Raw genomic sequence first — 19,332 nt, 5'->3', positions numbered from 1 at the left:
AGGCTTGGCGCATGCAACTGCTTCTGGTCCGGCACGCGTTGCCGTTGCGCAGCAACCACGGCGAGGGCGCCGATCCCGAACTGTCCGAAACCGGATTGCAGCAGGTCGCGCGGTTGCCCGAAGCGCTGGCCCGGTACCCCATCGCCCGGGTGGTGAGCAGTCCGCAGCGGCGCGCGATACAGACCGCGGAGCCGCTCGCCCAGGCCCGCGCGCTGCCCGTCGACATCGAGGATCGGCTGGCCGAATACGACCGGGACCAGACGTCCTACATTCCGATCGAGCAGATCCGCGCGGAGTTCCCCGACGAGTGGGCGCGTATGGCCCAGGGGCACCTGCCCAGCGCCGTCGACGAGGATGCTTTCCGTGCCCGGGTGCGTGGTGCGATCGACGACCTGGTGGCCGCCGCCGACCCCGACGAGACCGTCGCCGCGTTCAGCCACGGCGGAGTGATCAACGTGGTGCTGCACGAAATTCTGGGGACGGCCCGGCTGCTGTCGTTTCCCATCGATTACGCCTCGGTCACCCGGCTGCTGTTCTCCCGGACCGGGCAGGCGACCGTGGCCACGGTCAATGCCACCGAGCACGTGTGGGATCTGCTGCCCCGAAACCAGCGGGCGTGAGTCGACGATGCACGCCGCGCAGCGGCGTGCGGAGGAGCGAACATATGGCCGCGTGAGTCGACGATGCACGCCGCGCAGCGGCGTGCGGAGGAGCGAACATATGGCGCTGGTGAGTCACGGCCGTCCGGGCTTTGGTAAACAAGTGCGGTGACTTCCGTGGACCGACTCGACGGCCTCGAACTGGCTGCGCTGGACGGGTATCTGCGTTCACTGGATATCCCGCGGGAGGGGGAGCTGCGCGGCGAGTTCATTTCCGGCGGCCGCTCGAACCTGACCTTCCGCGTGTACGACGACGCCACGAGCTGGATCGTGCGCCGTCCGCCCTTGCACGGCCTCACGCCATCCGCGCACGACATGGCCCGCGAGTTCAAGGTGGTGGCCGCGCTGCAGGACACGGCGGTGCCGGTCGCGCGGGCGATCGCGCTGTGCGAGGACGACACGGTCCTGGGTGCGCCGTTCCAGATCGTCGAGTTCGTCGCCGGGCAGGTGGTACGTCGGCGTTCCCAGCTGGAATCGCTGGGGCGCCGCTCCATCGACGGCTGCGTAGATTCCCTGATCCGGGTGCTCGTGGACCTGCACAGCCTGGACCCCCCCGCCATCGGGCTCGGCGACTTCGGTAAACCCGACGGGTATCTGGAACGACAGGTGCGCCGCTGGGGCTCGCAATGGGATTTGGTGCGGCTGCCGGAGGACCGCCGCGACGACGACGTAGCGCGGCTGCATTCCGCGTTGGAGCAACACATTCCGCAGCAGAGCAGGACGTCGATCGTGCACGGCGACTACCGGATCGACAACACCATCCTGGACGCCGACGACCCGACCATCGTGCGGGCCGTCGTCGACTGGGAGCTTTCGACATTGGGCGATCCGATCAGCGACGCGGCCCTGATGTGCGTCTACCGCGACCCTGCGCTGGATCTGATCATCGACACCCAGGCCGCCTGGACGTCGCCGCTGCTGCCGTCGGCCGACGAACTGGCCGACCGGTACTCGCTGGTGTCCGGGCATCAGCTGGGGCAGTGGGAGTTCTACATGGCGCTGGCGTACTTCAAGCTCGCCATCATCGCCGCCGGCATTGACTTCCGTCGCCGCATGTCTGAGCAGGCCGAGGGGCAGGTCTCCGACGACGCCCCCGAGGTGGTGGCACCGCTGATCTCGCGGGGACTCGCCGAGATCGCCAGACTGGCCTAGCGGACGGCGGCGGTCAGGTTCTTCTTGGCCGCGCGGCGCAACTGAACGATCCGGGCCGTGCCCACCGCGACCGTGATCAACCCGCCGACGACGGCGGCGAGCAGGATCGCCACACCCAGCGGCAGGGTCCAGTGCCAGCCCAGGAAGGTGAACGGGGTGGGCGTGGTGTTCTGGGCGATGAAGACCAGTAGCAGGATCAGGACCAGGAACCCGACGATCAGCGACGACCACAGCGCCCCGGCGCGGGTGAACACCGATGCCTTGTCCTTCGGCAGCGGACGGGACTGGGGCGGCGGCGCCTTCCGGGACGGCGAAGGGTCGGGCCGGGACGCATCCGGTGGAAGCGAGCCAGGAGAGGTGCTGGTCATAGGTTCATCTTTCTCTATCCGGCGCGGAATGAAACCAAATCACGGGAAAACTCCTCACGTGGTGCGCCGCAGCACCTGGTGTGGCCACGTAGTCTCGGCAGGGTGAAAATGCTGCGGCGCGCAACGCTCGCCGCGGCCATGTGGTTGTTGGTGTACCCGGTGGCCGCCTGCGGCAATCCCGACCCCTTCGGTTCCGGAGCGGGCGGGCCGAAGTCCATCGTGGTCGGGTCCGGCGACTTCCCCGAGTCTCAGATCGTCGCCGAAATCTACGCGCAGGCGTTGCATGCCAACGGCTTCGACGTTGGGCGGCGGATGGGCATCGGCAGCCGCGAAACCTATATACCGGCACTCAAGGACCACTCCATCGACCTGGTGCCGGAGTACATCGGCAATCTGCTGCTCTACTTCGAACCGGACTCCAAAGCCACGGTTCTCGATGCTGTCGAGTTGCAGCTGTACCAACGCCTGCCCGGCGACCTGTCGATTCTGACGCCATCGCCGGCTTCCGACACCGACACCGTCACCGTCACCGCGGCCACCGCCGCCCGTTGGAACCTCAAGAGCATCGCTGACTTGGCGGCGCACTCCGCCGAGGTGAACTTCGCTGCGCCGTCAGCGTTCGCCACCCGTCCGTCCGGGCTGATCGGCCTCAAGCAGAAGTACGGGCTCGATATCAGTTCCACCAACTTCATGACGATCAACGATGGCGGAGGCCCGGTGACGGTCCGCGCGCTGGTGGACGGCACAGCGACCGCCGCCAACATCTTCAGTACCTCGCCCGCGGTGGTGCAGGACCACCTGGTGGCACTTGAGGATCCTGAGCACAACTTCCTCGCCGGAAACATTGTGCCGCTGGTCAATTCGCAGAAAAAGTCGGACCGCCTCAAAGACGTGCTGGATGCGGTCTCGGCCAAGCTGACCACTGGTGCGATCGCCCAACTCAACGCCGAAGTCTCGGGAAACGGCGGCGTCGATCCAGACGTTGCGGCCCGGAAATGGGTGCGCGACAACGGCTTCGATCGGCCGATCGAGCGATGACGTGATCACCTTCGACAACGTCAGCAAGGTGTATGCCGGTGGTGCCACGGCCGTCGACCGGTTGAATCTTGATGTTTCCGAGAGCAAGTTGACGGTATTCGTCGGCTCATCCGGGTGCGGCAAGACCACCGCGCTGCGCATGATCAACAGGATGGTCGACCCCACCTCGGGGACCGTCACTGTCGCTGGCAGAGACGTCTCGACTGTCGACCCGGTGCAGTTGCGCCGCGGCATCGGCTATGTGATCCAGAGCGCGGGTTTGATGCCCCACCAACGGGTTATCGACAACGTCGCCACCGTGCCGGTGCTGCGGGGTGAGTCCAGGCGAGCCGCCCGGGCTGCCGCCTATCAGGTCCTCGAACGAGTGGGGCTGAATCCGAAACTCGCGTCACGCTATCCTGCCCAGCTGTCCGGTGGCGAACAACAGCGTGTGGGTGTGGCACGGGCGCTGGCCGCAGACCCGCCCATTCTGTTGATGGACGAGGCATTCTCCGCCGTCGACCCGGTGGTCCGGCACACTCTGCAGAACGAAATACTCCGTCTGCAAAGCCAATTGCGGAAGACGGTGGTCTTCGTCACGCATGACATCGACGAGGCGCTGCGCCTCGCCGACCGCGTCGCCGTTTTCGGATCAGGCGGTGTACTACAGCAATACGACGAACCGGCACAACTGCTCGCGCGTCCGGCCAACGATTTCGTGGCGAGGTTCGTCGGCCTGGGCCGTGGCTACCGGTGGCTTCAGCTCATCGACGCGGCCGGACTGCCGCTGCACGATATCGACAAGATCCCGGCGGCCTCCATTGACACTGCCGCGACGCCGGACGGCTGGGCCTTGGTCATCGACGACGATGGCGCCGCGGCGGGCTGGATCGACGCCGAGGGACTGCGCCGACACCGAGGTGGCCAACCCCTGACGGAGGCCATGACGTCGGTCGGTTCGGTGTTCCACGTCGACGGCAACCTCAGTCAGGCGCTGGACGCCGCCCTGTCCTCGCCGTCGTCGATGGGCGTCGCCGTGGGCCGGGGGGAGAAGGTCGTCGGTGGGGTACTGGCCACCGATGTGTTGGCGGCGGCGCAAGCGCGCAGGCGGACCTAGGGCGGGCCGGATGCACTACCTCTTGACACACCTGGACGCCGCGTGGGCGCTGACCGTCATTCATCTGCGGCTGTCGCTGATTCCGGTGCTCGTCGGACTGGTTATCGCGGTGCCACTTGGTCTGCTCGTGCAGCGATCCGCGCTGCCCCGCCGGTTGACGACGGCGACCGCAAGCGTGATCTTCACGATCCCCTCGCTGGCGCTGTTCGTCGTTTTGCCGCTGATCATCGGAACCCGGATCCTCGACGAGGCCAACGTGATCGTCGCGCTGAGCGCCTACACCACCGCACTGATGGTCCGGGCGGTGCTCGAAGCTTTGGACGCGGTACCGGGGCAACTACGCGACGCAGCCATCGCCATCGGCTATGGTCCGCTGGCCCGGATGCTGAAAGTCGAACTGCCGCTTTCCATCCCGGTGTTGGTGGCCGGGTTGCGGGTGGTGGTGGTCACCAACATCGCGATGGTCTCGGTCGGTTCGGTGATCGGCATAGGCGGCCTCGGCAGCTGGTTCACCGCGGGATTCCAGACGAACAAGAGCGAGCAGATCGCCGCCGGCATCATCGCGATATTCACGCTGGCAGTGGTCATCGACAGCGTGATCAGCGTTCTCGGTCGGCTGGCCACGCCGTGGGAAGGTGGCCGCCAGATCCGGTCGCCGATCGTGGGTGGTGCCCGGTGAACTTCATCGGGCAGGCGCTGTCCTTCCTGACCACGGCGAGCAATTGGACCGGGTCCGCGGGCCTGGCGGCGCGCACCTGCGAGCACCTCGAGTACACCGCGCTGGCCGTGCTGGCATCGGCGGTCATCGCCATCCCGGTCGGGCTGATCATCGGGCACACTGGCCGTGGCCAACTGCTGGTGGTAGGTGCGGTCAACGGACTGCGTGCGTTGCCGACGCTGGGCGTGCTGCTGCTCGGCGTGCTGCTTTTCGGGCTGGGCCTGGCACCGCCGATCGTGGCGTTGATGCTGCTGGGCATTCCGTCGCTGCTGGCGGGCACGTATGCGGGGATCGCGAGCGTCGATCCGCTGGTGGTCGACGCGGCGCGCGCCGTGGGCATGGCCGAACATCAGGTGCTGTTCCGGGTGGAGGTGCCCAACGCGCTGCCGCTGATTCTGGGCGGCTTGCGGAGCGCGACCCTGCAGGTGGTTGCGACCGCGACGGTGGCCGCCTACGCGAGTCTTGGTGGACTGGGCCGTTATCTGATCGACGGGATCAAGGAGCGCCAATTTCACATCGCCTTGGTCGGAGCGGTGACGGTGGCGGTGTTGGCGCTGGTAATCGACGGGGTGATGGCGGCGGCGGTGTGGGCTTCCGTGCCGGGCAGCGGACGCCTGAGCAGGCGCAATCGAGGTTGTGATGCGGCAGTTGGGGACAAACCCGCCGCGGTTGACCGAGAGGTCCTACGGTAGAGATGTGACCGCAGCCCCTTCTGATTCGACGGCAAGCGTCTGGCCGCAAATGTTGACCTGGCGCGCGCAGGACATTTCGCGCATGGAATCGGTACGGATCCAGTTGTCAGGCAAGAGAATCAAGGCCAACGGCCGCATTGTGGCCGCGGCCACCGCAGCCAATCCCGCGTTCGGTGCCTTCTACGAGCTGCAGACGGACGAGAAGGGCGCCACCAAGCGGTTCGGGCTGACCGTAACGTTGGCCGAGCGCGAACGCCAGCTCGCCATCGCCCGCGACGAAGAGAACATGTGGCTGATCACCGACCACCAGGGTGAGCGGCGCTCGGGCTATAACGGCGCACTGGACGTCGACCTGGTGTTCAGCCCGTTCTTCAACGCCCTGCCTATCCGGCGGCTGGGTATCCACGAGCGGGCCGATTCGGTCGTGCTGCCGATGGTCTACGTGAACGTGCCGGAGATGACGGTCGACGCCGCCACCGTGAGCTACACCAGCGAGGGCCGGTTGGATGCCATCAAGCTGCGGTCGCCGGTGGCCGACACGACCGTGGTCGTGGACGCCGACGGGTTCATCGTCGACTATCCAGGGTTGGCAGAGCGGATCTGATCACCCCGCCGGCCCGGCCCGCCGCGGCCAATTGTTGTCGCCATCCGTCCGCGCCGACGACGACGGTGACGATGTCCGAGCGCGGGAAACTTTCGTACCGGGTGCGTGCCGCATGACCTTCGTCGACCAGTTCGGCCACCGATCCGTTGCGTGCCAGTGACTCGCGGGCGCGGCCGAGCAGTTCGATGACCCGGTCGGTGGCCGGCGTCAGTTGACTGGTATTGGCCTCGCACATGGCGCGCACCAGGTCCGGTGCGGTGCCCGCGACCCGGGTCGCGTCCCGGAACGAGCCAGCAGCCAGCGCGAACGCCAGGGGCACCTCGGCGGCGGTGATGGCCAGGGCTTCGGCCAGCAGGTGCGGCAGATGCGAAATGGCAGCCGCCGCGGCGTCGTGCTCGTCGGATTTGGCAGGCACCACGTGGGCTCCGCAGTCCAGGGCCAGCTCCGTCACCATCGACCACACCTGGGGGTCGACGTGGTCGTCCACGCTGACGACCCAGGGGGCTCGGTTGAACAGGCCGCCATGGCCGGCAGTCCAGCCCGAGTGAGCGGTGCCGGTCATCGGGTGTCCACCGACGAAGCGCGGCAGCAGGCCGGCCCCGACGACCTCGTCGAGCACCGCCTTCTTGACACTGGTGACGTCGGTCAGCGGGCAGTCGGGGGCCGACTCGGCGATGTGGGCCAGCATGTTGGCCAGGGCCGGCATGGGCACGGCCAGCACGATCAGGGCGCCGCTGCTCGCGGCGCGGTCCAGTGTCTCGTTGAGGTCGAGAGAAGCGTCGTACCCGTCCGCCCTGGCGCCGTGGGCGCCCTCCACCGAGCGGTTGTAGCCGAATACTTCGCGTCCCGCCCCGGCAGCGGCCCGCACGATGGAACCGCCGATCAGACCCAGCCCCAGCACGCACACCGGTGTCTTCCCCACAGTGCAAGGTTGGCACAGTTGGACCGGCGGCGGGTTGCTTGGGATGGCTTCATCTGGCCACCGGCCAGGTCAGGGACTAGCGTAGGCGGCCATGGGAGCACAACGGGCTTCAGCAGCAGGCCCGTCCACGGACACCCCCGACGGCTTCGGCGTCGCGGTCGTACGCGAAGAAGGCAAGTGGCGTTGCGCGCCGCTGGGCCCGAAAGCGCTGACCAGTTTGTCGGCCGTCGAGACCGAACTGCGGGAGCTGCGCAGCGCCGGCGCCGTATTCGGGTTGTTGGACGTCGACGACGAATTTTTTGTCATCGTGCGCCCGGCGCCGTCCGGAACGCGATTGCTGCTATCAGATGCCACGGCCGCGCTGGATTACGACATCGCCGCCGAGGTGCTGGATAGCCTGGACGCCGAGATCGACCCCGAAGACCTCGAGGACGCCGAGCCGTTCGAGGAAGGCGACCTGGGGTTGCTGTCCGATATCGGGCTGCCCGAGGCGGTATTGGGGGTCATCCTCGACGAGACGGACCTGTATGCCGACGAGCAGCTCGGCCGCATTGCGCGGGAGATGGGGTTCGCCGATCAGCTGTCGGCGGTGATCGACCGTCTCGGTCGGTGACCGCAAGCGCGGCCGTGGCGATCGCAAGCCCGGGGGAGCCGGGCGCCGCGGGTCGCCACGATGGGACGGAGCCGGGCGCAGCGGCTCGCTGCCATCAGAACGGGTCGGGGATTCCCGCTGACGAGGAGCTGATCCGCGCTGCGTTGGCGGTCGCCGAGACCGCCGGGCCCCGCGACGTGCCGATCGGTGCCGTCGTAGTCGGACCGGACGGCACCGAGCTGGCGCGGGCGGTCAATGCCCGCGAAGCCGACGGCGATCCGACCGCCCACGCGGAGATCCTGGCATTGCGGGCGGCTGCCCGAGTGCTGGGTGACGGCTGGCGGCTGGAGGGTGCGACGCTCGCGGTCACCGTCGAGCCGTGCACGATGTGCGCTGGGGCGCTGGTGTTGGCCCGGGTGGCTCGCCTGGTGTTCGGGGCGTGGGAACCCAAGACGGGTGCGGTCGGCTCGCTGTGGGATGTGGTGCGGGATCGACGGCTCAACCATCGGCCCGAAGTGCGCGGTGGCGTACTGGCCGCGGAGTGCGCCGCGCCGCTGGAAGAGTTCTTCGCCCGGCAGCGATTGGGGTGAGGGGCGGGTGGTTGGGTAAGCTGCTCGGCGGTGGCGTGTCCGAGCGGCCTAAGGAGCACGCCTCGAAAGCGTGTGACGGCTAAAACCGTCCGAGGGTTCAAATCCCTCCGCCACCGCTCATGTGATGAGTCGCGTCATAGGTGACAGACGAGTCGCGTCATTGGTTACAGATTCCCCGGCCATCGGCCGGGGTTTTTGTCTTGGTTGGGCCGTAGTCGGGGTCGATGGTGTGGCTGCTCAGGACCTGGTGCCCGGTTGTGCTGATGACGGTGACCGTGGTGGTGGCGAGCAGGATGAGGACTGGGGTGTGGACGTGGGTGCGGCCGATGCCGAGGTGGTGTAGGCGGCTGGCGTGGCGCAGGGTGAGTTTGCCGAATTGGTCGACGGTGTCGTGGCGGATGCGGAAGTGTGTGGTGGTTTGGTCGGCAGGATGTGCTTTGGGTCGGGCGGGGTAGGCATGGTGGGGGGTGAGGCGGGTGGGGTGGGCGCGGTGGGGGCGTTGGGTGGTGTAAATGGTGCGGAAGGCAGCGAGCAGGGCCAGGAGGTCGGCCAGGTCGGGGGCGGGCGCCTCAGAAATTCGGTCTCACCCACCCGCAAGGCAACGACATCGCCCCACCGGATACCGGTATAGGCGAGCTCCCGGACAAGCCGGCGATGTTTGCCGCATTCGTCGGCTAGCCTGCCGACATCGGCCGCTAGCAAGTAAACCCGGCGTTTGGCGGTCTTGCGCGGAGGTTATCGATTCCCCTGGCGGGGTTCGCCGATAGGCGTTTAGACGTACGCGGTCTAACGCTGATCGTGCCAGGACGGTATGAGGGAGTCTAAGACCGGATAACAAAACTTCTTATACGAGCTGATAGAGCCTTAGAAATGGATCCGGTCACCAATCCGTTCAGACCTGGCGCCGGTCGGCGGCCGCCGGCATTGGCCGGTCGCGATTCTTTGCTGACGGCTTTCGATGTGGCGGTGCGCCGGGCCGAGGAAATGGGTGAGGGCGGCCGCAGCTGGATCCTGAACGGTCTACGGGGCGTGGGCAAGACGCTTCTGCTCAACGAATTACTCGGCAGGGCCGGGGACAGGGAATGGATCACCGCGAAAGTTGAAGCGGGCATCGGTGAGTCGTTGTCGGTGTCGTTGTCGCGATCGCTGGTGAGGGGGATGCGTACCGCCACGGGTCGCCATCCCGAGCCGCGGCTACGGCGGCGGCTGGGTGTATTCAAGGCGTTCAGCATCAAAGCCGACGCCGCCGGCTCGGTGTCGCTGGGAGTCGAGGTCGACCCGATCCGCGGGATAGCAGACTCAGGTCGCTTCGCCGACGGCTTTGCAGCGCTACTCGAAGTGATGGGGGAGACGGCACGCGACCTGGGCATCGGCGTGCTGATCCTCGTCGATGAGCTGCAAGAGGCGACCGTCGGCGAACTCTCGGCGGTCAACGGACCCGGGTCGCAGAATTTCTACGAAGAGCCACGGCGACTACTCGTCGAAGAGTTCGCCGAAGAATTGCGCTTCTCATGAATGCTCGTCGATATAGTCGGCCGCGTCTTTGTCGCGATTGTCGACATCTCGCGTCGCGTCCCGTTCGGCGTGGAACCGCAACCATTTCAAGGCCAGTTCATTACGCAGCTCCAACGAGGCGCTCTTGATGAAGTCCGGCATCGCCTCGCGTTCTTCCTCGTCGAGGTGTTTGCCGTTCTCCCGGCGCGCATCGATCACGGCTTCGAACCACTCTGTGCTGCCTGGCTCGAGCCGGCGTGATCGACGGACCGCGTCGCGGATCGCATTGTGGTCGGTGATGGCGTCTTCGGTCTCGTCTTCCGGGTCGCCTTCGGGATTGCTGGGATGCTCCAGCCCGCCGTGCTGGAGCAACGCCGGATAGAAGACCGCCTCCTCGGCCTCGGCATGCATGTCGAGGCGGATACTGAGGCCGCTCCAGATGGCGGCGAGATCGTCGTCGGATTTGGCCTCGTCGAGCCGGAAGAACTGGCGCCGGATCCAGTCGTGATCGGCGTAGATGAGGTCGATGATGTCCGCCATGGTCAGTGCGACCTCATAGACACATTGGTCCCCTCCCGTCGAGCGTTGAGCACGACAAGAGTGTTCACGCGGGAAGCGTCGGTCAAACGGCGATTATCGGCTGCTACCCATGCGAGGTCGCGACCCCGCGTCATTCCCGTCACGATTCGCCGATCGTCGCAATAATTTTGACGCCGACGATGATATATATGCCGGCATGGGGTGGTACGGGTGAGGCGTTTGCTGGCGACGATTGCATTGGCATCGATAGTCGTTGCCTGCGCTATCGCGCCGGGCAAAGCCAGAGCCGCGGACGAAACCGCGCCCGCAACCGTCTTTACGATCAACCCGGCGTTCTTCCCGCTTCCCTCCAACTGGTTACGCGGTGAGCTTTTCGCCGCCCCTAATGTGAAAGTGAAAGTCCCCTACACGAATTTGCCCAACTCCTACTTCGTCCATCAGGGGGCCGACATCCTCAATCAGCTCCTGCATTCCACGCCGGGCCGCAAGATTGTCCTCGGTCACAGTGAAGGTGCGCAGGTCGAAGACGATTGGCTACGCAGATACGGGCCCACCAGTGATATCGACCCGGCCAGCGTCACGTTCGTCTTGACCGGGGATCCGGAAACCAAGTACGGCGGTTGCACCACGATCTCCAACAGCGGATGCACCGCGGCGTATGGGGGCCGGGGATTTCCGGCGGACACCCGGTATACGGTCAAAGTCCTGATTCGCCAATACGATTTCTGGGCGGACTGCCCCGGCGACCTCGCCAACTCCGTGGCGCGTTTCAACCGGGTGGCAGGTAACTTCGTCGGCGGCACCGGCGAATTGCGGGGCCCACACCTGGATTACAGCAAACTCAGCCTGACCGACCCGGGGAACAAGTCCTACGTCGAGGGAAACGCCACCTACATTCTGGGAGCGCCCGCCACGTACTACCTGCCGATGGTCACCTGGCGCTTGGAATCGGCCGAGAACAAGAGAATCCACGAGCTGCAATGGCGCCCGATGGTCGAATCCGCCTACAACCGCCCGATGGGGACACTCGATCTTCCGGGCTGATCACTCACGGTCTCGCCCGGTGGCCAGTTTGCGGATCGTCTGCACCTCGGCGTCTGCGAAGGGACGTCCGTCAGGCTGCAGCAGGTCGGCGAACCACTGCTTGGGCACTGAGGTCGCCGGATGGTCCCACGAACTCCACGGGAAGTACGTCTGAGTCTTGCCGGCGACCAGTCCCCAGTTGAACGCGCCGACGTTGTGCCGCCTGGCAATCGGCAGAATGCCCTCCACCGTGCTGCCCAGGGAGCGAGCCAGGTACTCGGTGCAGATGATCGGGCGTCCGAGCGGGGCCAGTTCGCCGATGCGGCCCTCGAACTCGCCCGGCGGGGCGTAGCTGTGAAACGTGATGACGTCGGCGTTGTCGAGCTGGATGCCTGCGATCGTGCTGCGGGCCCCAGGATCGCCCCAGCTGCCCTGCCACACGCCGCTCGTCAGCGGCTGCACCGGATCAACGGCCCGCGCCCAGCGGAACACCTGGGGGAGCAGGCCCGCGACCCGCTCCAGCTTGTCCTTGCGCTCGACCTTGCGGTACTCGCGGGCCGGATTGTCGGGTTCGTTCCACAGGTCCCAACCCAGCACACGATCGTCGTTGCGGAATTGGCTCAACACTCCGGTGACGTACTCCTGCATGACAGCCACGTATCGGGGGTCGTCGATGTGTTCGGCACCGGGGCCCTGCACCCAACCGGAGTTGTGCACACCCGGGCGGGGCGCGCGCTGACGACCTAGCCGGGGAAACGGATCCCAGCACGAGTCGAACAGCACGAACAACGGCTTGATGCCGTGGCGCGCCGCGATGCCGACGAACTGTGCCAGCCGGGTCTGAAATCCCTGCCGATCAGCAGCCCACAGCTGGTCATGCAAGAACACCCGCACGGTGTTGAACCCGTGAAATCGGGCGACCCCCAGCTCGTTGTCGATGCGGCGCGGGTCGTAGGTGCCGGCCTGGAACATCTCGAGCTGATTTATCGCCGTCGAGGTCACGTAGTTGACTCCGACGAGCCAGCCTTGCGCCTGATACCAGTTGTGCGCACGGTCCGCCGGCCATCGGCCCGCCTCGGCGGACGCGCGCGCCGTCCGGGTCAAGGCCGTGCCGAGTGCCAGTGCCAGCGGCAACTTGAGAGCGGTTCGACGTTGCACCCCGCGACGGTATTTTTCCCGACGCCACAACAGGCGCGGCATACCGGCCCGCGACCCTTAGAGAGTGGAAATTGTTATCCCGCTGTCACTTTGGTGACCGCTCGCAGCTAGCCACCGCTAACGATCAACGGCAGAGAGATCATGCCCGCCCCGCCGGTCACCACCAGGACCCAGCGGCCGTCGACGGGCAGGGTGACCTCGATCGGGAAGATCGCAAAGCCGAGTTCGGCGATGGTGGCGGCCTCGGGCAGTTCGAACTCGATGTTCAGCGGATCATCGCCGGTCGGCGGCCTGATCTCGACGTCGACGCGCCGATCCGGGCTGCCGGTCTCGGCCTGAGTCAGCACCACCAGCAGGAACTGGGCCAGCCGATCGTCCTCCACGGTGAATCGCAGCAGCACACCGCCCGAGACGTTGAGTTTGTTGTCTGTCGCCGAAGCAGCTTCGGCCAGAAAGGCCCCGACTATCACTGGGTGAAACTACCGCTCCGCCCGGAGTCAGGAACCTCCGAGGGGCCACCCCGGCTATTGCTGAGGCTGGGGCGCGGCGCCGTATCCCAGCTGCGATGCGGTGTAGCGGGCGCCATCGGTGACCGGCACCGCCTGCACCGCCGTCCCGTACGCGCAGATCTCGGTCCACACGTCGCCGAGTTCGGTGGTGTCGAAGCGCATCGCGACGATGGCGTTGCCGCCCTTGGCGCGTGCCTCGTTGATCAGCCGGGCCATCGCCTCGTTGCGGCTCTCGGCCAGGTTCTTGGTCATGCCCTGCAGCTCGCCTCCGAACATCGACTTGAACCCGGCGCCGAACTGGGCGAACGCATTTCGGGACCGTACGGTGAGCCCGAAGACCTCGCCGCACACGCGCTGGATTTCCCATCCGGGGATGTCATTGGTAGTGACGACGAGCACCGGCATGCCTTTCTGCTTGAGGGGAACGACGCAATTCCCGCTGCAGGTTACCGCTCAAGCTTGATGCGCGACGTACTCTCCGACCGTTTGTGCCGCGGCGCGGACCTGCTCGCCGATATCCGCGATCGCCACCCCGCTGAGTTCGGTGAACGGTGCGGCGCTGACGGACATGGTGACGATTCCGTCCGCATCGAAAACCGGAGCGGAGATGGTCGCGATGCTGTGCGAGCCGAGTTCGGCGAGCTCGGCGGCCAGCACGTCGATGACCGTCAGGTCGGCGAAGGCGCGCGCCAATCGCGCCGTGATGGCGTCCGGCTCGCTGTCGGCGGCGAGCGCACGAAGCGCGGTGTAGACGCGGATGAACTCCCGGCTGAGGCGTTCGATGACGTAGCCGCGGGCGCGGATCTCGTCGAACACGAGCGCCATTCGGCGCGACAGTGCGGCGGTCGGCTTGTCGACCCCCGCCAGCCAGACGCGCTGGGCTGTGCGGGTGCTCCAGGCGAGGTAGTCGCGGCCGAAAGGCGCAACCAGCGGCATTCGTAGTCCCCGGTCGACATGCATTCCCCATGGGGTTTCACCGGCGCTGTCGATCACCACAATCGAGTTGGCCTCCCGGCGGGCCAGGAAGACCTGCGCACCGATCGATTCGGCCAGAGCCTGCAGTACGCCGTGGTGTCTGAGCTCGCCGCTGGGCTGGCTCAACGAGGCGATTCCGGGACCCCAGGTGTAGGCGCCGCTTGCGGCGCGTACCACCCATCGACGGCCGGCAAGCGTGCTCATGATCGCGTGACCGGTGGCGCGGCTGATGCCCAGTTCCCGACTGATCTCGGCGAGGGTGAACCCTCGTGCGGGCCGAGAACCGAGCAGCTCCATGATGGCGATCACCCGCTCGGTGGGAGGGGAGGCGGGTTGACGTTGCGGGGCCTGCCCGTCTAGCGTTGCCGTCATATTTTCGAATCCTATATCGACTATTCGACATAGGAAAAGGTTCGGGAGTGCACCGGTGAATGCTGCGGACGTCGGGGCCACGCGCGCTGACCAGATCGACTTCGACGATCTGACGTCGCCTCGGTTGACCGACGTCCAGCGTCAGATCCTGGAGTTCACCGAGAGTCGTCACATCGAGTTCGACCTTGACGCGATGCTCGCCGAAGCTCGCGACCACGCCGGCGCTGCAGACCTCGACGACACCGACGGCTTCACCGATCGGCTCGACGCGCACGTCGCCGCGATCGAAAACGACGACGGGTTGCGTCAATTGTCGCGCTCCACCTTGCGGCAACGAGTCGTGCGGCTGCTGCGCAACCGACTGTCGTTGACCGACCTGATCAAGCGGTATCCCGAAATCGAGTCGATCCCGATCGAGCGTCCGATCATCGTCGTTGGGATGCCGCGTTCGGGCACTACCCACCTGGTGAACCTCATAGCGGCCGACCGTCGACGGCGTGCGTTGCCGTATTGGGAGAGTCAGGAGCCGATTCCCGTCCCCGGCGAAGGCCCCGACATCTTCGGTGTGGATCCTCGTTACACGCGATGCAAGCAGGAACACGACGCGCTCATGGCCAGCGCGCCGGTGGTGGCAGCCATGCATGATCGCTTCCCGGAGGCCATCGAAGAGGAAGTCGAGATCCTCGACCTGGACCTGGCCTCCTATGTGCTGGAATGGCATGCCCGGGTGCCAGATTGGCGTGACTACTACCTGGAGTTGGACCAGCACCGCCACTACCGGTATCTGCGAAAGGTGCTGCAGGCGCTGACATTCCTGCGCGGTCCGCGCACTTGGGTGCTCAAGAGCCCGCAGCACTGTGAGCAGTTGGGTCCGCTGATGGCGACCTTTCCCGACGCCACGGTCGCGTTCACCCACCGAGATCCCGTCGCGGTGATCCAGTCGGCGATCACCATGATGGCCTACTCCGACCGGCTGCGCCGGACCAGCATCGACCCAGGCTGGCTGTTGGACTATTGGAGCGACCGCGTGCACCGATTGCTCAGCGCGTGCGTGCGGGACCGTGAGCTGGTGCCGGCCGAACGCAGCGCCGACATCGGCTTCCACCAGCTCAACGGCAACGAAATGCCCCTGCTGACAGATCTTTACCGGCGTGGGGGGGAAGAGCTGACCGACAGAACGCGCCGACAATTCCAGAAGTACCTGGACGGCAACCCCCGTGGCAAGCATGGCCGGATCCGTTATGACCTGCAGCGCCACTTCGGCATCTCGCCTGACGAACTTCGCGCGCGATTCGACTACTACTTCGACCGATTCGACGTCCGCGCCGAATGAAAGGAGACTTCGTGACATCCGAGCCGGTGTACCGAAGCCGGCCCGGTGCCGACGCCATGCGCCCGGCATCGGCCGAGCGCGCCGAACAGATCGCCCCAGGACTGTGGTGTTCGCCGGGGTTGTCCAACGCCTACCTGCTCACCACCGGCGAGGGTCGGGTGATCGTCAACACCGGGATGGGATTCGAGGGCCCGGTGCACCGGGCCAACTTCGATGCCGTCGACTCCTCACCGGTGCGCTACATCATCTTCACGCAGGGCCACGTCGACCATGTCGGCGGTCTGGACACCGTCCGCGACCCGGATACCACCGTTGTCGCACAGGCGAACTGGAAGCTGTGGCGCGACGACAACGAACGCCTCATCCCGTATCGTGCGAGTCGCAGCGCGTTCGCCTTCAAAGACACGCTGGCCACCGGCATCCAGGCCATCCAACAGCGCCTCGGCATCATAAAGTTGCCCCCCCAAAGCGTCCCGTCCGTCGACCTGGACTTCGACGATGCCCTGACCCTGCAGGTGGGGGAACGCCGATTGGAACTGTACGCAGTGCCCGGTGGTGAAACCAACGACTCACTGGTAATTTGGCTGCCCGAAGAACGAATATGCCTGTGCGGTAACACATTCGGACCACTCTTCGGGCACATTCCGAACCTGGTCACCATCCGGGGCGACCGGTACCGCGACGCCCTGACGGCCATCGCGTCGGTGGAGCGGGTGCGTAAGTTGCAGCCCGAAATGTTGGTCACCGGCCACTTCGACCCGATCATCGGCGCGGACCACATCAACTCCGAGCTGACCCGGCTGCGCAACGCCATTGAGCACATCCATGACCAGACCGTCGCCGGGATGAACGCCGGCCAGGATGTTCGTGCGTTGATGCGGGATATCACGCTGCCCGCGGAGCTCGACGTGGGGCAGGGTTATGGCAAGGTCTCCTGGGACGTGCGGGCCATCTGGGAGAACTACTCCGGGTGGTTCCATCACCGCTCGACGACCGAACTGTATCCGGTCGGGTTCGACGAAGTGGCCGCCGACATCGTCGAACTCGCCGGTGCGGACGCTCTCGTCGACCGCGCGCGAGCCCAGCTGTGCGCGGGCCGCCCGCTGCACGCCATCCACCTCGCCGAATTGGTCACCCGCGACCACCCGGGCGCACGTGAAGTACTCAGAGAAGCCCACGAGGACCTACTGGCGGCAAGCGAGAACTTCTGGGAAACAGCCTGGCTCAAGCAACAGATTGCGAGCAACTCATGACGGCACGGGTCAGCTTCGACTTCACCGGGACCGCGGCACTGGTCACCGGGGGTACCAGCGGCATCGGCCACGGAATCGCCACCCTCTTCCGCGACGCCGGTGCCCAGGTCACCGTCACTGGAACCAAAGCCGACGCAGCCGAATACGAGACCGATCTCGCCGGCATGACCTATCGCCAATTGCAGATCACCGATCCGGACTCCGTTGACGCATTGACAGGGACATTCACCGAACTCGACGTGCTGGTGAACAACGCGGGTGCGAATTTCCCTGGGGGACTGGATGAGTCGAAGCCCGACGGGTTCGAGGCGTCGGTCGCGCTCAACCTGACCGGACCGTACCGGCTGACCGTCGGGCTGCGCCGCGCGCTGCAAGCGTCGGCGGCGGCGGGTGGTGCGAGCGTGGTCAACCTGGCCTCGATGTCGGCGCTGCGCGCCGTCCCACTGGTGCCCGGCTACAGTGCCGCCAAGGCCGGAATCATCTGCATGACAAGAAACCTCGCCGTGAAGTGGGCGCCGCTGGGTATCCGGATGAACGCGGTGGCCCCCGGCGCCATCGACACCCCGATGACCGCGCCCATGCACTCGGTGACCGAACTCGTCGACGCCGAGGTGGCGCATATCCCGCTGCGACGCTTCGGCGCGGTCGAGGAGATCGCGCCCACGGTAGCGTTCCTGTGCACCGGACAAAGCAGTTACACCACCGGTGCGGTGTTCGTTATCGACGGCGCGTCGGACTGCATCTGAGGACGAAAAATGGCGCTCGCACTGAGACCCGAAGACCTCTACCACATCGGCATCGTGGTACCCGATCTGGACGCTGCGATGACCCGGTTCACCGAGCTGGCGGGCTACCGGTGGATCAAGCCGCTGAAACACACGCTGCCCTTTCGCACCCCCACGGGCGCCCGCGAACTGACCTCCAACTTCGTCTACTCTCTACAGCCGCTACACCTCGAGCTGATCCAGGAGGTGCCGGGAACTCCGTGGGTGGCCGCGCCCGGCAACGCCGCCCACCATCTCGGCTACTTCGTCGACAGCCTCGCGGAGACGGCTACGATGCTGGAAGACAACGGGTTCTCCCTGGAAATGACCGCCGACATGCCCGGCTCGAAGCTGGCGCTGTTCGCTTACTACGTCGACGCCGCGGGCACACGCATCGAGATCGTCGACCGCGCGCTGTTTCCGGACTTTCCCGCTTTCCTGCAGTCCCAGGCCCAGTAGCCGACCATGATGCTGGCGGTGCTGCGGTTCAACTTCGGTTCCCCGCAGGGCGATCCACGCAGGCAAGGCGAATTGATCACTGCGGCAATGGAGTTGGCGCAGTGGGGTGAGTCGCACGGTATCACCACGGTCAGTGTGGACGAGCATCACGCGACCGGGCACGGCTGGAGCTGCAACCCGATCATGGCCGCGGCGATGTTCCTGTCGCGGACCTCGACCATGATCGCCAGTGTGGATTGCGCGCTGGGGCCGCTGTGGAATCCGGTTCGCCTCGCCGAAGACATCGCTCTGGTCGACAACATGAGTCGTGGCAGGCTGCACACCACCGTCGGGCTGGGCTATCGCACCGTCGAATTCCAGTCGCTCGGTGTGGATTTCAACCGACGCGGGCGGTTGATGGACACTCTGGTCGAGCGGATGCTGGCGGTCTGGTCCGGAGCCGAGCCGGGCGTGTGCACTGGAACCTGGACTCGGCCGCATCCGCCGTTGTACGTCGGCGGTGGATCGCCGGCGACCGCTCGGCGCGCGGCGCGGTTCGGTCTCCCGCTCAGTCTGGCCGACCACCTGCCCGACGTCGCGGCCCACTACCGGCAACTGTGCGCCGAAGAGGGCGTCAAGCCGTTCGTCATCATGCCCGGTCCGGTCAACCGCGGGATGATCTACCTGCACGACGACCCGGACCGGGCATGGGCGGAGCTGGGCGAGCACATCCTGTGGGAAGCGGTCACCTACGGTGGATGGTCTGCCGAACAACGCTCGTTGATGCACTTACCCGGCGTGCAGACGATCGAGGAGGTCAAGGCGTCTGGCCGATACCGGTTCCTGACGCCCGACCAACTCATCGCGGAGGTTCGCGACGCGGACTATTACGGACCGATCGTGTTGCATCCGCTGGTCGGCGGGATGCCTGTCGAGGAGGCATGGAAATCGGTGCAGCTGCTCACCGACGTGGTGCTGCCCGCGCTTGTCTGAGGGTCTGGCGGGCCCGCTCGGTGCGTGTGGTGTGGCGAGCACCCGGGTG

The 19,332-nt window shown here is 66.0% G+C and carries 24 protein-coding genes and 1 tRNA gene; 18 read left to right on the top strand and 7 right to left on the bottom strand.

Going from position 1 to position 19,332, the window contains the following annotated elements; all coding sequences use genetic code 11:
• Positions 1–11 precede the first annotated feature (11 nt).
• Together JX552_RS29725 and JX552_RS29720 are read left to right on the top strand one after the other, a co-directional pair.
• Entirely contained in the window at positions 12–620 is a 609-nt protein-coding gene (locus JX552_RS29725) for a histidine phosphatase family protein (RefSeq protein WP_205875364.1), read from the top strand.
• Positions 621–767: 147 nt separating this feature from the next.
• On the top strand, positions 768–1,811 hold the full coding sequence (locus JX552_RS29720) for a phosphotransferase family protein (RefSeq protein WP_205875363.1): 1,044 nt from the start codon (positions 768–770) through the stop codon (positions 1,809–1,811).
• Here the strand turns inward: JX552_RS29720 and JX552_RS29715 are convergent.
• Positions 1,808–2,179 (bottom strand): LapA family protein, encoded by a 372-nt coding sequence (locus tag JX552_RS29715; protein ID WP_205875362.1) that lies wholly within the window; start codon positions 2,177–2,179, stop codon positions 1,808–1,810. The genes JX552_RS29720 and JX552_RS29715 overlap by 4 nt on opposite strands.
• Before the next feature lie 108 nt (positions 2,180–2,287).
• Between JX552_RS29715 and JX552_RS29710 the strand changes: the two genes are divergently transcribed.
• Genes JX552_RS29710 through JX552_RS29690 form a run of 5 tightly spaced genes read left to right on the top strand, consistent with a single transcriptional unit; the run spans position 2,288 to position 6,327 of the window.
• Complete coding sequence (locus tag JX552_RS29710; protein WP_205878760.1) at positions 2,288–3,217, top strand: ABC transporter substrate-binding protein; 930 nt, start codon at positions 2,288–2,290, stop codon at positions 3,215–3,217.
• Between the two features lies 1 nt (position 3,218).
• The gene (locus JX552_RS29705; RefSeq protein WP_205875361.1) at positions 3,219–4,313 is read left to right on the top strand and encodes an ABC transporter ATP-binding protein; all 1,095 of its coding nucleotides are present in this window, start codon (positions 3,219–3,221) and stop codon (positions 4,311–4,313) included.
• Between the two features lie 10 nt (positions 4,314–4,323).
• Positions 4,324–4,992: an ABC transporter permease gene (locus JX552_RS29700; RefSeq protein WP_205875360.1), complete on the top strand. Its 669-nt coding sequence runs from the start codon at positions 4,324–4,326 to the stop codon at positions 4,990–4,992.
• Complete coding sequence (locus tag JX552_RS29695; RefSeq protein ID WP_205875359.1) at positions 4,989–5,723, top strand: ABC transporter permease; 735 nt, start codon at positions 4,989–4,991, stop codon at positions 5,721–5,723. Before JX552_RS29700 ends, JX552_RS29695 begins: the two co-directional genes overlap by 4 nt.
• Positions 5,724–5,727: 4 nt before the next feature.
• Positions 5,728–6,327, top strand: coding sequence for a putative glycolipid-binding domain-containing protein (locus JX552_RS29690; RefSeq protein ID WP_205875358.1), 600 nt, complete (start codon positions 5,728–5,730; stop codon positions 6,325–6,327).
• On the opposite strand, the gene JX552_RS29685 is transcribed toward JX552_RS29690, so the two are convergent.
• Positions 6,290–7,234, bottom strand: coding sequence for a prephenate dehydrogenase (locus JX552_RS29685; protein ID WP_205878759.1), 945 nt, complete (start codon positions 7,232–7,234; stop codon positions 6,290–6,292). The genes JX552_RS29690 and JX552_RS29685 overlap by 38 nt on opposite strands.
• Positions 7,235–7,340: 106 nt before the next feature.
• On the opposite strand from JX552_RS29685, the gene JX552_RS29680 reads away from it, so the two are divergent.
• From JX552_RS29680 to JX552_RS29660, 5 genes are all read left to right on the top strand, one after another.
• A complete protein-coding gene (locus JX552_RS29680) occupies positions 7,341–7,862 on the top strand; it encodes a tRNA adenosine deaminase-associated protein (protein WP_205875357.1) in 522 nt (173 codons plus the stop codon).
• Positions 7,863–7,972: 110 nt separating this feature from the next.
• Entirely contained in the window at positions 7,973–8,431 is a 459-nt protein-coding gene (locus JX552_RS29675) for a nucleoside deaminase (protein ID WP_205878758.1), read from the top strand.
• Between the two features lie 29 nt (positions 8,432–8,460).
• A tRNA-Ser gene (locus JX552_RS29670) sits at positions 8,461–8,547 on the top strand.
• A gap of 236 nt (positions 8,548–8,783) precedes the next feature.
• Positions 8,784–9,062, top strand: coding sequence for a hypothetical protein (locus JX552_RS29665; protein ID WP_205875356.1), 279 nt, complete (start codon positions 8,784–8,786; stop codon positions 9,060–9,062).
• A gap of 239 nt (positions 9,063–9,301) precedes the next feature.
• The gene (locus JX552_RS29660) at positions 9,302–9,946 is read left to right on the top strand and encodes an AAA family ATPase (RefSeq protein WP_205875355.1); all 645 of its coding nucleotides are present in this window, start codon (positions 9,302–9,304) and stop codon (positions 9,944–9,946) included.
• On the opposite strand, the gene JX552_RS29655 is transcribed toward JX552_RS29660, so the two are convergent.
• Positions 9,941–10,465 (bottom strand): hemerythrin domain-containing protein, encoded by a 525-nt coding sequence (locus JX552_RS29655; RefSeq protein WP_205875354.1) that lies wholly within the window; start codon positions 10,463–10,465, stop codon positions 9,941–9,943. The genes JX552_RS29660 and JX552_RS29655 overlap by 6 nt on opposite strands.
• Positions 10,466–10,675: 210 nt before the next feature.
• Between JX552_RS29655 and JX552_RS29650 the strand changes: the two genes are divergently transcribed.
• Positions 10,676–11,509 (top strand): PE-PPE domain-containing protein, encoded by an 834-nt coding sequence (locus JX552_RS29650; protein ID WP_346779294.1) that lies wholly within the window; start codon positions 10,676–10,678, stop codon positions 11,507–11,509.
• On the opposite strand, the gene JX552_RS29645 is transcribed toward JX552_RS29650, so the two are convergent.
• The 4 genes from JX552_RS29645 to JX552_RS29630 form a co-directional block, all read right to left on the bottom strand.
• A complete protein-coding gene (locus JX552_RS29645) occupies positions 11,510–12,646 on the bottom strand; it encodes a glycoside hydrolase 5 family protein (protein ID WP_205875353.1) in 1,137 nt (378 codons plus the stop codon).
• A 107-nt stretch (positions 12,647–12,753) separates the two neighbouring features.
• Positions 12,754–13,116, bottom strand: a complete 363-nt coding sequence (locus JX552_RS29640; protein ID WP_205875352.1) for a hypothetical protein — start codon at positions 13,114–13,116, stop codon at positions 12,754–12,756.
• Between the two features lie 54 nt (positions 13,117–13,170).
• Positions 13,171–13,554 (bottom strand): YbjQ family protein, encoded by a 384-nt coding sequence (locus tag JX552_RS29635; protein ID WP_205878756.1) that lies wholly within the window; start codon positions 13,552–13,554, stop codon positions 13,171–13,173.
• 54 nt (positions 13,555–13,608) lie between these two features.
• Entirely contained in the window at positions 13,609–14,502 is an 894-nt protein-coding gene (locus JX552_RS29630) for a helix-turn-helix domain-containing protein (protein ID WP_205875351.1), read from the bottom strand.
• Between the two features lie 55 nt (positions 14,503–14,557).
• On the opposite strand from JX552_RS29630, the gene JX552_RS29625 reads away from it, so the two are divergent.
• The 5 genes from JX552_RS29625 to JX552_RS29605 are packed head-to-tail and all read left to right on the top strand — an operon-like array spanning position 14,558 to position 19,283.
• Complete coding sequence (locus JX552_RS29625; RefSeq protein ID WP_205875350.1) at positions 14,558–15,835, top strand: sulfotransferase family protein; 1,278 nt, start codon at positions 14,558–14,560, stop codon at positions 15,833–15,835.
• Positions 15,832–17,088 (top strand): MBL fold metallo-hydrolase, encoded by a 1,257-nt coding sequence (locus JX552_RS29620; RefSeq protein WP_431195903.1) that lies wholly within the window; start codon positions 15,832–15,834, stop codon positions 17,086–17,088. Before JX552_RS29625 ends, JX552_RS29620 begins: the two co-directional genes overlap by 4 nt.
• Positions 17,085–17,834 carry an SDR family NAD(P)-dependent oxidoreductase gene (locus JX552_RS29615; protein ID WP_205875349.1) on the top strand — a complete coding sequence of 250 codons (750 nt, stop codon included), beginning with the start codon at positions 17,085–17,087 and terminating at the stop codon, positions 17,832–17,834. Before JX552_RS29620 ends, JX552_RS29615 begins: the two co-directional genes overlap by 4 nt.
• Positions 17,835–17,843: 9 nt before the next feature.
• Positions 17,844–18,311, top strand: coding sequence for a VOC family protein (locus tag JX552_RS29610; protein ID WP_205875348.1), 468 nt, complete (start codon positions 17,844–17,846; stop codon positions 18,309–18,311).
• 6 nt (positions 18,312–18,317) lie between these two features.
• Entirely contained in the window at positions 18,318–19,283 is a 966-nt protein-coding gene (locus JX552_RS29605; protein ID WP_205875347.1) for an LLM class flavin-dependent oxidoreductase, read from the top strand.
• Positions 19,284–19,332: the final 49 nt, after the last annotated feature.

Source organism: Mycobacterium gordonae (assembly GCF_017086405.1).
Lineage (GTDB): Bacteria > Actinomycetota > Actinomycetes > Mycobacteriales > Mycobacteriaceae > Mycobacterium > Mycobacterium gordonae_D.
Note: the sequence above shows the minus strand (reverse complement) of the source record. Positions and strands in the feature narration are given on the sequence as shown.

What these genes read in the sequence shown, in the direction of transcription:
- JX552_RS29660 (WP_205875355.1), top strand. Translation starts at nt 9,302, where the DNA reads ATGGATCCGGTCACCAATCCGTTCAGACCTGGCGCCGGTCGGCGGCCG.
- JX552_RS29680 (WP_205875357.1), top strand. Translation starts at nt 7,341, where the DNA reads ATGGGAGCACAACGGGCTTCAGCAGCAGGCCCGTCCACGGACACCCCC.
- JX552_RS29620 (WP_431195903.1), top strand. Translation starts at nt 15,832, where the DNA reads ATGAAAGGAGACTTCGTGACATCCGAGCCGGTGTACCGAAGCCGGCCC.
- JX552_RS29700 (WP_205875360.1), top strand. Translation starts at nt 4,324, where the DNA reads ATGCACTACCTCTTGACACACCTGGACGCCGCGTGGGCGCTGACCGTC.
- JX552_RS29615 (WP_205875349.1), top strand. Translation starts at nt 17,085, where the DNA reads ATGACGGCACGGGTCAGCTTCGACTTCACCGGGACCGCGGCACTGGTC.
- JX552_RS29630 (WP_205875351.1), bottom strand. Translation starts at nt 14,502, where the DNA reads ATGACGGCAACGCTAGACGGGCAGGCCCCGCAACGTCAACCCGCCTCC.
- JX552_RS29610 (WP_205875348.1), top strand. Translation starts at nt 17,844, where the DNA reads ATGGCGCTCGCACTGAGACCCGAAGACCTCTACCACATCGGCATCGTG.
- JX552_RS29655 (WP_205875354.1), bottom strand. Translation starts at nt 10,465, where the DNA reads ATGGCGGACATCATCGACCTCATCTACGCCGATCACGACTGGATCCGG.
- JX552_RS29710 (WP_205878760.1), top strand. Translation starts at nt 2,288, where the DNA reads ATGCTGCGGCGCGCAACGCTCGCCGCGGCCATGTGGTTGTTGGTGTAC.
- JX552_RS29725 (WP_205875364.1), top strand. Translation starts at nt 12, where the DNA reads ATGCAACTGCTTCTGGTCCGGCACGCGTTGCCGTTGCGCAGCAACCAC.
- JX552_RS29605 (WP_205875347.1), top strand. Translation starts at nt 18,318, where the DNA reads ATGATGCTGGCGGTGCTGCGGTTCAACTTCGGTTCCCCGCAGGGCGAT.
- JX552_RS29715 (WP_205875362.1), bottom strand. Translation starts at nt 2,179, where the DNA reads ATGACCAGCACCTCTCCTGGCTCGCTTCCACCGGATGCGTCCCGGCCC.